At 72.9% G+C, this 10574-nt stretch carries 11 protein-coding genes; 7 read left to right on the top strand and 4 right to left on the bottom strand.

Annotation, left to right across the window (positions count from 1 at the left end; all coding sequences use genetic code 11):
* The first annotated feature begins 415 nt into the window (after window positions 1-415).
* The 4 genes from ACFVIM_RS28260 to amaP all read left to right on the top strand — a co-directional run bounded on the left by ACFVIM_RS28260 (window position 416) and on the right by amaP (window position 2721).
* Entirely contained in the window at window positions 416-886 is a 471-nt protein-coding gene (locus ACFVIM_RS28260; RefSeq protein WP_384306994.1) for an Asp23/Gls24 family envelope stress response protein, read from the top strand.
* Between the two features lie 78 nt (window positions 887-964).
* Entirely contained in the window at window positions 965-1156 is a 192-nt protein-coding gene (locus ACFVIM_RS28255) for a hypothetical protein (RefSeq protein ID WP_384306991.1), read from the top strand.
* Between the two features lie 284 nt (window positions 1157-1440).
* Window positions 1441-2136: a DUF6286 domain-containing protein gene (locus ACFVIM_RS28250; protein WP_384306988.1), complete on the top strand. Its 696-nt coding sequence runs from the start codon at window positions 1441-1443 to the stop codon at window positions 2134-2136.
* A 6-nt stretch (window positions 2137-2142) separates the two neighbouring features.
* The gene (gene amaP / locus ACFVIM_RS28245; RefSeq protein WP_384306986.1) at window positions 2143-2721 is read left to right on the top strand and encodes an alkaline shock response membrane anchor protein AmaP; all 579 of its coding nucleotides are present in this window, start codon (window positions 2143-2145) and stop codon (window positions 2719-2721) included.
* Window positions 2722-2812: 91 nt separating this feature from the next.
* Here amaP and ACFVIM_RS28240 read toward each other — a convergent pair whose 3' ends face one another.
* From ACFVIM_RS28240 to ACFVIM_RS28225, 4 genes are all read right to left on the bottom strand, one after another.
* The gene (locus ACFVIM_RS28240; RefSeq protein ID WP_384306982.1) at window positions 2813-3568 is read right to left on the bottom strand and encodes an SDR family NAD(P)-dependent oxidoreductase; all 756 of its coding nucleotides are present in this window, start codon (window positions 3566-3568) and stop codon (window positions 2813-2815) included.
* Window positions 3569-3572: 4 nt separating this feature from the next.
* Window positions 3573-5396, bottom strand: coding sequence for a glycoside hydrolase family 15 protein (locus ACFVIM_RS28235; protein ID WP_384306979.1), 1824 nt, complete (start codon window positions 5394-5396; stop codon window positions 3573-3575).
* 120 nt (window positions 5397-5516) lie between these two features.
* Window positions 5517-6314, bottom strand: a complete 798-nt coding sequence (locus tag ACFVIM_RS28230; protein ID WP_384306977.1) for an SURF1 family protein — start codon at window positions 6312-6314, stop codon at window positions 5517-5519.
* 210 nt (window positions 6315-6524) lie between these two features.
* Window positions 6525-7535 carry a DEDDh family exonuclease gene (locus tag ACFVIM_RS28225; protein ID WP_384306974.1) on the bottom strand — a complete coding sequence of 337 codons (1011 nt, stop codon included), beginning with the start codon at window positions 7533-7535 and terminating at the stop codon, window positions 6525-6527.
* Between the two features lie 561 nt (window positions 7536-8096).
* Between ACFVIM_RS28225 and ACFVIM_RS28220 the strand changes: the two genes are divergently transcribed.
* The 3 genes from ACFVIM_RS28220 to ACFVIM_RS28210 all read left to right on the top strand — a co-directional run bounded on the left by ACFVIM_RS28220 (window position 8097) and on the right by ACFVIM_RS28210 (window position 10458).
* On the top strand, window positions 8097-8747 hold the full coding sequence (locus ACFVIM_RS28220; protein ID WP_384306999.1) for a VIT family protein: 651 nt from the start codon (window positions 8097-8099) through the stop codon (window positions 8745-8747).
* Between the two features lie 119 nt (window positions 8748-8866).
* Entirely contained in the window at window positions 8867-9781 is a 915-nt protein-coding gene (locus ACFVIM_RS28215) for a sterol desaturase family protein (RefSeq protein WP_384306972.1), read from the top strand.
* A gap of 14 nt (window positions 9782-9795) precedes the next feature.
* On the top strand, window positions 9796-10458 hold the full coding sequence (locus ACFVIM_RS28210; protein WP_384306996.1) for a lysoplasmalogenase: 663 nt from the start codon (window positions 9796-9798) through the stop codon (window positions 10456-10458).
* The last annotated feature ends 116 nt before the right edge of the window (window positions 10459-10574 follow it).

Below are 10574 nucleotides of genomic sequence, written 5' to 3'. Positions count from 1 at the left end.
GCCCCGCCCGGACTGCCGGGCGGGGCTTCCTCGCTCTCCGGGCCTCTCAGCGCGGCCGCGCACCGCCTATGTGACGCGTCGCCGACCTCTGTGAGGCGGCCCCCTTCGCGCGCGTCGGGTGTCCTCCATGCCACTCCGATGGTCCCGTGGGGGAGTGGACGGGTGCCGTCTCCCTGGCGCGCGACGGGAGAGACGCGCTTAGGGTGGGCACAAGGGTGCTTAATCTGCTCTTCATTCCTGTAGCGGTAATAACGGTCATTTCTATGCGGATCTATGGAGTGGCCATCGTGTCCACGCCGTGGCGGACCGTACGGAATGGCCGCGGAGGGCATCGCCGAAGATCCGTGGCGCATCTGTGGGACAGGTCCGTCACCAGGCCGAGAGCCGTGGAGCCCGGGAAAGGACGTGGGGCGCGATGACCGACACCACCAAGGAACAGTCCGGCTCCCCCGGTGAGCCGAGGAGGGCGTCCAGCGGAAAGCGCGGCGGTGGAGACCCCGGCAACCGGGGGCGCACCACCATCGCGGACGGGGTCGTGGAGAAGATCGCCGGACTCGCCGCCCGGGACGTCGTCGGTGTGCACGCGATGGGCAGCGGGCTCTCCCGTACCCTCGGCGCGGTCCGTGATCGGGTGCCGGGAGGCACCAGATCCAGCGTCACGCGCGGGGTGAAAGCCGAGGTCGGCGAGGTCCAGACCGCGCTCGATCTGGAGATCGTCGTGGACTACGGCTACTCCATCGGCGATGTCGCCCGTTCGGTGCGTGTGAACGTCATCTCGGCCGTGGAACGGATGACCGAACTGGAGGTCGTCGAGGTCAATATCGCGGTCACCGACGTCAAACTGCCCGAGGAGGAAGAGGACGAACCGGAACCGCGTCTTCAGTAGCCGTGGCGCGGACCCCTGGTCGGGCCTTCCCCGGCGGACCCCTCGTCTCTCTCCCCGAACTCCCTGGAGGAGCTCACGATGACTATGGCTGCGGTCGGCATGGTGGCCGGCATGGCGCTCGGCTTCGCCGGGTACTTCGGGGGATTCGGTGCGTTTTTGCTGGTGGCGGCGCTCGGCGCGGTCGGCTTCGTGGTGGGGCGACTGGCGGAGGGCGATCTCGGAGCCGCCGAGTTCTTCCGGGGGCGCGAGCGCGGCGACCGGCGGCGGTGACACCAGATGGCCCAGGATGCCCGCCGTACGGAGCGGACCAGCGACGACCATGACCCGGGCGGTCACGGTGGCCCGGCGGACGACCGCGTGGCGGCCGCCGACCGTGGCGCGACCGTCATCGCGGACCGTGTCGTGGCGAAGATCGCCGCCCAGGCGGCGCGTGAGGCGCTCGGCTCAGTACCTGAGGGCGCGGGCGCTCCCTACGCGTCGGTGACCGTCCACCAGGACACGGCCCGGGTACGCGTCACCCTGGACCTCGACTACCCCACCGAGCTCGGCGCCCGGTGCGGCGCCGTACGCCGTCATGTCGCCGAGCGGGTCGAGAACCTCGCGGGCATGACGGTCCCGGAAGTCTCCGTACTCGTCGAGGGCCTGCACTCGGCGCGGGCACGCGGCGACGCCCGGGGGCGGCTCCGATGACCCGTGCGGGCTCGGCCCGCCGCTTCTGGTCCGCGCGCCGGGTACCCGCCACCCTGGTCGCGCTCGTCGTCCTCGGCGGTGCGGGGATCCTGCTCTACGACATCGCGGCGGTACGGGCGGGCCAGCCCGCCATGCGATGGCGCCGTGAGCTGGCCGACCGGCTGGCCACCTGGCGGCTGGACGACCCCTGGGTACTCGCCGGGACCGCCGTCCTGGCGCTCCTCGGCCTCTGGCTGCTCCTCCTCGCGCTCACCCCGGGACTGCGCCGGCTGCTGCCGATGCGCCCCGGTGACGACGGTTCCGTACGGGCGGGACTGGACCGGCACGCGGCGGAACTGGTGCTGCGGGACCGGGCGCTTGAGGTGCCCGGGGTACGGACGGCGAAGGTGCGCGTACGGCGGCGCGCGGCGACGGTACGGGCCCGCGCGCACTTCCGCGACCTCGACGACGTCCGCACCGACCTGGACTCCGCGCTGGAGACCGCCGTCGGCGAACTGGGACTCGCCCGCCCGCCCGCACTGCGGGTGAGGGTCGCCCGGCTCCCCGTGAAACGGAAGTGAGACGGGATGTCCAGGACGGTCAACCGGGTGGTGCTGGGAGTCACGGGGCTGGCGCTCCTCGCCGTGGGCGGAGCGGCGCTGGCGGCCGGGGCGGGGCTGGCCGTGCCCGGCTGGTGGCCCTGGCGCGGCCCCCACGACGTGCTGCTCTCCATGGCCGACCGGCAACGCTGGCGGGCCGAGGGCTGGTGGTGGCCCGCTGTCATCGCCGCGCTCGCCGTGCTGGTTCTGCTGGCGCTCTGGCTGCTCCTCGCGCAATCGCGCCGGGGACGGCTGGCGGATGTGCTCGTCGACAGCGGGGACGGGGAGGTGGCCGTGGTACGGGGCCGGTCACTCGAAGGCGCCATGGAGGCGGATACGGAGGCTCTCGACGGGGTCGCCGAGGCGCGGGTCACCCTCGGGGGACGGCGTACGGAACCGAAGGCGCGGGTGGGGGTGGTGCTGGAGCCGTACGCGTCGCCGGTGCGGACGTTGGCGGCGGTGCGGGAAGGGGTGGTGGGGCGGGCCCGCGAAGTCGTGGGGGTGAGCGTGCTGCCCACGGAGGCGCGCCTTCGTGCCGCCAAGCACCCACCCCAACGCGTCACCTAGGTCGCGTCTTCAACGTCCCGCCCGCGTGAAGCCCGCGCCCAGGCGTGTGGGGCGCGGCCCCACGTGGGCGGAACCAGCGTGCCCCACGGGGTCAGAAGCCGTGGCGGGCGCCGCCGTCGATGGGGAGCATGACGCCGGTGAGATAGGAGGCCGCGGGGGAGAGGAAGAACGCGGCCACCCGCCCGAACTCCTCGGGCGTGCCGTACCGCCGCAGCGGGATGCGCGACTCGTGTGCTTCCCGTGCCGCCTCCGCGTCTCCGGAGAGCGCGTCCAGCTCCCGTACCCGGTCGGTGTCGATCCGGGACGGCAGGAGCCCCACCACGCGGATCCCCCTCGGTCCCAGCTCCGCCGCGAGCGACTTCGCGAAGCCCGCGAGTCCCGGCCGCAGCCCGTTGGAGATCGTCAGCCCCGTGACGGGCTCATGGACGGAGGAGGAGAGCACGAAGCCGATGACACCGCCCTCGGTGAGGGCCTCCGCGGAGGTCCGCGCCAGTCGGACCGCGCCCAGGAAGACGGATTCGAATGACGCCCGCCACTGGTCGTCCGTGTTGTCGGACGCGAAGCCGGGGGCGGGGCCGCCGACACTGATCAGTACGCCGTCGAAGCGCCCGAAGTGGGCGCGGGCGGCCGCGATGAGCCGCTCGGGGCCGGAGGGGTCGGCGTTGTCGAGGGCGACGCCGACCGCGTCGGGTCCGAGTGCGGCGGCGGCGTCCAGGACGGTCCGCTCGTCCCGGCCGGAGATGACGACCTTGGCCCCTTCGGCCACCAGGGCGCGCGCGGTGGCGTTGCCGAGTCCGCGCGAGGCGCCCGTCAGCACATAGACACGGTCCTTCAGTGCAAGATCCATGGGGCTATCTTCGCGTCTCCTCCCGGGCGAGCGCGAGGGCGGTGGTCACCAGCGCGATATGGCTGAACGCCTGGGGGAAGTTGCCGAGCTGGCGCCGGGTGACCGGGTCGTACTCCTCGGCGAGCAGCCCGACGTCGTTGCGGAGCGCCAGCAGTTCCTCGAACAGCTCGGCGGCCTCGGTGACCCGGTCCGTCATCCGCAGCGCGTCCGCGAGCCAGAAGGAGCAGGCGAGGAAGGCGCCCTCGCCTCCTGGGAGCCCGTCAACGGAGGTGCTGGAGGTGTCGGTATCCCCTGAGGAGTCCGCTGCGCCGGGAAGGGAGTAGCGGCGCAGCAGTCCGCCGGGCGTGCTCAGTTCCTCGCGTACGGCGTCCACCGTGCCGACGACGCGCGGGTCGTGCGGCGGCAGGAAGCCGACGCGGGGGATGAGCAGGGTGGCCGCGTCGAGTTCGCGGGAGCCGTAGTACTGGGTGAAGGTGTTCCGTTCCGGGTCGTACGCCTTCTCGCACACCTCGCGGTGGACGGCGTCCCGCATCGCGCGCCAGCGTTCCACATCGCCCCGGAGGCCGGGTTCCGCCTCCAGGGTGCGCACCACGCGGTCGGCGGCGACCCAGGCCATCACCTTGGAGTGGGTGAAGTGGCGGCGCGGGCCGCGCACCTCCCACAGCCCCTCGTCGGGTTCCCGCCAGGCCGACTCCAGGAAGGCGAGCAGGCTGAGCTGCACGTTCCAGGTGTGCAGCGGGCCCGGCCGGCCGGCGGACCGGGCCAGGTAGAGGGAGTCGAGCACCTCTCCGTACACATCGAGCTGTACCTGGTCGACGGCCGCGTTCCCGGTGCGTACGGGGACGGAGCGCTCGTATCCCGCGAGCCAGGGCAGCTCGGTCTCCGGCAGTCGCCGTTCGCCGCCGAGCCCGTACATGATCTGGAGGTCGGAGGGGTCGCCCGCCACGGCCCGCAGCAGCCAGTCCCGCCAGGCCATGGCCTCGTCCTGGTAGCCCGCTTCCAGGAGGGCGCCGAGGGTGAGGGTGGAGTCGCGGAGCCAGCAGAAGCGGTAGTCCCAGTTCCGTACGCCGCCGAGGCCCTCGGGGAGCGACGTGGTGGGCGCGGCGACGATGCCTCCGGTAGGGGCGTAGGTGAGGGCCTTGAGGGTGATCAGAGAGCGGACGACCGCGTCGCGGTAGGGCCCCTGGGTGCGGCAGGTGCCGGACCACGCCGCCCAGTCGGAGAGGCTGCACTCCAGGGCCTCATGGGGGTCGACGATCTCCGGCCGGGGGTGGTGCGAGGGATGCCAGGTGAGGACGAACGCGACTTTCTCGCCCTCGCCGACGGTGAACGACGACCGGGTGGCGAAGTCCTTGCCCCAGGTCTTGACCGGGGGATCGCTGCGGAACCAGACCGAGTCGGGCCCGGCGACCGCCACCCGGTGACCGTCCGCGCGCCGCACCCAGGGCACCACGGAGCCGTAGTCGAAGCGGATCCGCAGGACGGACTCCATCTCCACCGAGCCGTGGACGCCCTCCACGATCCGCATCAGGTCGGGCGCGTGCTCGCGCTGCGGCATGAAGTCGGTGATCTTGACCGTGCCGGTGGCGGTCTCCCAGACCGACTCCAGGACCAGTGAGTCGCCGACGTACGAACGGCGGGCACAGGGGCCGCCCTCGGTGGGGGCGAGCCGCCAGTGTCCGTTGTCCCGGTCGCCCAGGAGCGCCGCGAAGCAGGCGGCGGAGTCGAACCGGGGTAGACAGAGCCAGTCGATGGAACCGTCCATACCGACCAGCGCCGCCGTCTGGAGGTCCCCGATGAGGGCGTAGTCCTCGATACGAAGCGTCACATATCGGGACTTTCCCGTCGGTGTCGATGGTTAAGCAGTCCCAGCCGGTTCCGAGCCCGAGCCAGGACCGGGTGAGCAGTACCCGTACCGCCGTGCCGACGAGGGTTCGGGAGCGGGCGGTCAGGCCGGAGACGGCTCCGCCGGGGCCGTCTCCACCGGAGTCGCCGCCGCCGCGGCGCGCCGGTCGCGCACCTCGCGGCGGACCAGGATCACCCAGCCGACCGGTACGCCCGCGACGAAGAGCCACCACTGCACCGCGTACGCCATATGGGCGCCGATGGAGTCATGGTCCGGCTCGGGGATCAGCTCGGTGCCGCCGTCCCCGGGCGCGGGGGTGATCAGCTCGGCATAGCCGCCGAGGACGGTACGGCCCAGGAGCGCCGACTGCTGGGCGCTGTTGATCAGCATCACCTGGCGGGGCGGCAGCCCGGCCAGGTCCTTGATACCGCTGCCCTTGGTGGTCTCATCGGCCTTGAGGCGTCCGGTGATCGTCACCGTCCCCTGGGGCGCGGGCGGGACCACCGGGTACGCCCGCTGGCTGGGGGCGGCCTCGATCCAGCCCCGGTTGACCATCAGCACCCGGCCGTCGCCGAGGACCAGCGGGGTCAGTACATGGACCCCGACCCGGTCATCGGCGTTGGTACGGCGGCGGACCACGACCTCGCCCTCCGTGTCGAAGACGCCGGTGGCCGTGACATGGCGCCAGTAGTCGGCGCGGGGCACCTTGTGGCCCGGGGAGGTCAGCTCGGTCACGGGGACCGGCTTCGCCTCCAGGTTCCGGGCGATCAGCTCGTTCTGTTCGACGCGGCGCTCATGGCGGTGGTACTGCCAGAAACCCAGTTCGATCATCGTCGGGATGAGAACGAGGCCGAGGAGGGTGAGGAACACCCACTGCCGGGACAACAGGAAGCGGTACACGGATCGACGGTACCTGCTGCCCCTGACGCGCTCGCGGGTGGGGCTCCGCACCGCGCCGGGGACCGTCCCGGCGCGGCGGACCGGCCCCGTCTCGCCTCGGCGGCCCGCCGTCCACCCCGGGCCGCGGGGGCCCGGGCCGTACGGTACGGGCCGCCTCCGTGGGGTCCGCGGCGGAACCCGCCCCCAGGGTGCCGCGCCCCGCAGCGCCCCTCACCCCCGGGGCGGCGCGTCCGACGGCAGCACATCCCGCAGGAGCTGGGTGAACGCGGCCTCATCGATGACCGGAGTGCCATAGGCGCGTGCCTTGGCCACCTTCGACGTCACCGAGCCGGGGTCGTTGGTCACCAGCAGACTGGTCAGCCGGGAGATGCTGGTGGCCACGTGCAACCCCGCCTCGACGGCCCGGTCCTCCAGCAGCTCCCGGTCGACGGAGGTGTCACCCGAGAACGCCACCCGCATCCCCTGCCTCAGCGCGCCGCCCGGCTCGTACCGCCCCGGATTGGGGTACGGGCACGGGGGCCGCTTGCGCGAGGGCCGCCAACTGCCGGGGCCGTACCCGCCGTGAGGGGAGCCGTGGCCGTACGAGGGCTGGTAGCCGACGCGCGGGGTGGTGGGGGCGTCGGACCACTCGGTCAGCGGACGGCACTCCAGCAGGGGCAGCCGCACCCCGTGCAGCGCCGCCGCGTGCAGACTCGGACGGAACGCCTCCGCCAGTACCCGGGCATCGTCCAGGGCGTGGTGCGCCTGGCGCTGGACGACGCCGAAGTGCGCCGCGAGCGACTCCAGTTTGTGGTTGGGCAGCGGCAGCCCCAGTTCCTTGGAGAGCGCGATGGTGCACAGCCGCTGGCGGGTGGGGGCGGTGGCGCGGGCCCGTGCGTACTCCCTGGCGATCATGGACCAGTCGAAGATGGCGTTGTGCGCGACGAGCACCCGGCCGTCGAGGCGCTCGGAGAACTCCTCCGCGACCTCACGGAAGAGCGGTGCCCCGTCGAGCATCTGGGGGGTGAGCCCGTGGATCCACACCGGTCCTGGGTCGCGCTCCGGATTGACCAGGGTGTACCAGTGGTCCTCGACATCGCCGAACGCGTCCAGGCGGTACACGGCAGCGGAGACTATCCGGTCGTCGCGGGCGAGGCCGGTGGTCTCCACGTCGACGACCGCGTACCCCCGGGGGTACGCGGTCGGCCACGCCGTCGCTGCTGTCGTCCTGTCGTCGAGCATGGTCACAGAGAATACGGGCCGACACTGACAGTGCCGGAGCGCCCCCTGATCCGCCTGTCTCACCGGGCCCTTGCGCCCGCGCCTGTCCTGTGCCGGCCCCGGCCCGCGCGGAACGACGCGTCCGTGGGTCCGTCACCGGGCGTGGACGGGCGTGGTGGCAGCTCCGCCGCCTGGTCCGGGCGGTGGTTGGCGACGGGTCCGTGGTCCGTCACCAGGCGCGGGCGACGGCCAGCGCCGGGCCACCCTGTGCCTTACGAGGACCAGTGCGGGGCCATCCATGCCCCACGAGGACCAGTGCCGGGCCACCCCGTGCCGCACGACGGCGGAGACGGCCGCCGCGCCGTCGTACGGGCGGCACCGCGCCCATCGCGGGACAGGGCACTCCCCACAACGGGCGAACCCTCGCCGCGTCACCGACGGGTGGCGCGGCCCCGGGCACGGCACAGATGCGACGCTCCCGGCGTGACCCATGACGAACCCCGTTCGGGCCCCGACGGCACCGCTGGTCCCGACGGCCACGTCGGCCATGGCGGCGCGGCCCTCAGTACCCGGCTCAACTGGCTGCGCGCCGCCGTGCTCGGCGCGAATGACGGGATCGTGTCCACCGCGGGCCTGGTCGTCGGTGTCGCCGGGGCCACCGGTGACCGGAGCGCGCTGTTGACGGCGGGCCTGGCGGGTCTGCTCGCCGGGGCGATGTCCATGGCGGCGGGCGAGTACGTCTCCGTCTCCAGCCAGCGTGACTCGGAGAAGGCGGCGCTCGCGGTGGAGCGGCGCGAGCTGCGGGAGGAGCCCGAGGCCGAACTGGACGAGCTGACCGGCCTGCTCGCCGCGCGGGGTCTGTCGCGCGAGGTCGCCCGGGAGGCGGCCGTCCAGCTCACCCGGAGGGACGCGTTGCGCGCCCACGCGCGCGTGGAGCTGGGTATCGACCCGGACACGCTGGCCAACCCCTGGCACGCGGCGGGCGCGAGCTGTCTGGCGTTCACGGTCGGCGCGCTGCTGCCGCTGCTGGCCATCGTGCTGCCGCCCGCCTCGGCACGACTGACCGTCACCGTCCTGTCGGTGCTCGCGGCGCTCGCGCTCACCGGCTGGTGGAGCGCCCGGCTGGGCTCGGCCGCGGTCCGGACCGCCATGGTCCGTACGGTCGGAGGCGGGGCGCTCGCGATGGGCGTCACCTATGCGGCGGGTTCGCTGCTGGGCGCCGCCGGGGCCTGAGGGCCGGTCAGTCCCACCCGTCTTGGAGGAACCCGCCAAACGTCGCTGACAAACCGTCTCGCATACTTGTGGGTAACAACCTCTAGCCCCGTCCGCGCACCCGCCTCTACGGTGCACGCATGCCGAACCTGCCCGATGCCGTGCTCTGGTCGATACCCGCCTTCGTCCTGCTCACCGCCGTCGAAATGGTCAGCTACCGGCTCCACCCCGACGAGAACGCGGCCGGATACACGGGCCAGGACACCGCCACCAGCGTCACCATGGGACTCGGCAGCCTCGCCTTCGACCTGCTGTGGAAGATCCCCATCGTCGCGATCTACACGGCGGTCTACGAGCTCACCCCCGCCCGTGTCCCCCTCCTCTGGTGGACCATCCCGCTGATGCTCCTCGCCCAGGACTTCCTCTACTACTGGTCCCACCGGGGCCACCACGTCGTCCGGATCCTGTGGGCCTGCCATGTGGTCCACCACTCCAGCCGGAAGTTCAACCTCACCACCGCGCTGCGCCAGCCCTGGACCAGCTGGACCGTCTGGCCCTTCTATCTGCCGATGATCGTGTGCGGTGTCCATCCGGCGGCCGTGGCGTTCTGCTCCTCCGTCAACCTCGCCTACCAGTTCTGGGTGCACACCGAGCGGGTCGGCAGGCTGCCCCGGCCCGTCGAGTACCTCCTGAACACCCCCTCCCACCACCGGGTCCACCACGCCTCCCAGGGCGGCTACCTGGACCGCAACTTCGGCGGGATCCTCATCGTCTGGGACCGGATGTTCGGCTCCTTCGCCCCGGAGACCGAACGGCCCGTCTACGGACTCACCAAGAACATCGACACCTACAACCCGCTGCGCGTCGCCACCCACGAGTACGTGTCCATCGCCCGCGACGTGCGCGCCGCGACCACCTGGCGCGAGCGCGCCGGGCGGGTCTTCCGGGGACCGGGCTGGCAGCCCGCCTCCGCCCCGGTGCCGTCCCCGGCGACGGCATCGGACGCGTCCCCGCTCCCCGAGACCGCGGCGAACCCTTACGGAGGTGGCGCGTGAGCGCCCAGGACCTGATGACCACCGCGCCCCGCCGGGGCGCCTCCGACCCGGCCGCGCGGCTGATCCTGGCGGCCTTCGCCGTGGCGCTGCTGGCCGATCTCGGCTCACTGCTCGCCGACGCGCAGACCGGCCACCGCATCGCCAAACCGCTGCTGATGCCGCTGCTCGCGGCGTACACGGCGGTACGGGGAGGGCCGCGCCCGCTGGTCGCCGCGCTGCTCTTCGGCTGGGGCGGCGATGTGTTCCTGCTCGCGGAGGCGGAGTGGGCCTTCCTGGTGGGCATGGGCTCGTTCGCCCTCGGCCACGTCTGCTACCTGGTGCTCTTCGGCCGGGACCGCTGTCCGAGGGCGGCGGCGCCGGGCTATGGACTCGCCCTGGTCGTCGTGGTCGCCCTGCTCTGGCCGGATCTGCCCGCCGACCTCCAGGTGCCGGTGGCGGCGTACGCGGTGCTGCTGACCGCGATGGCCTGGCGCTCCAGCGCCCTGGGGTGGCTCGCCGGGGCGGGCGGCGCGCTCTTCCTCGTATCGGATCTGCTGATCGCCGCCGAGGTGGCGCGGTGGCCGCAGCCGCCGGTGCCCAACTTCTGGATCATGCTGCTCTACAGCGCGGGGCAGGCGCTGCTGGTGCTCGGAGTGCTGGCGCACCACGCGCGGGACCGGGCGACCGCCCGGGGCTGAGCCTGGGGGTCCGGACCCCGCCGTCAGGGGCGGGCCCACACGGCCGGACGCGGAGAGCCACGCCGTCGAATCCGGCACTTATGGTCTGGACCGAGAGCCCCGGGTGGGGCCGGGCA

The sequence above is a fragment of the Streptomyces sp. NPDC057638 genome, from assembly GCF_042800315.1.
Classification (GTDB): Bacteria; Actinomycetota; Actinomycetes; order Streptomycetales; family Streptomycetaceae; genus Streptomyces.
Note: the sequence above shows the minus strand (reverse complement) of the source record. Positions and strands in the feature narration are given on the sequence as shown.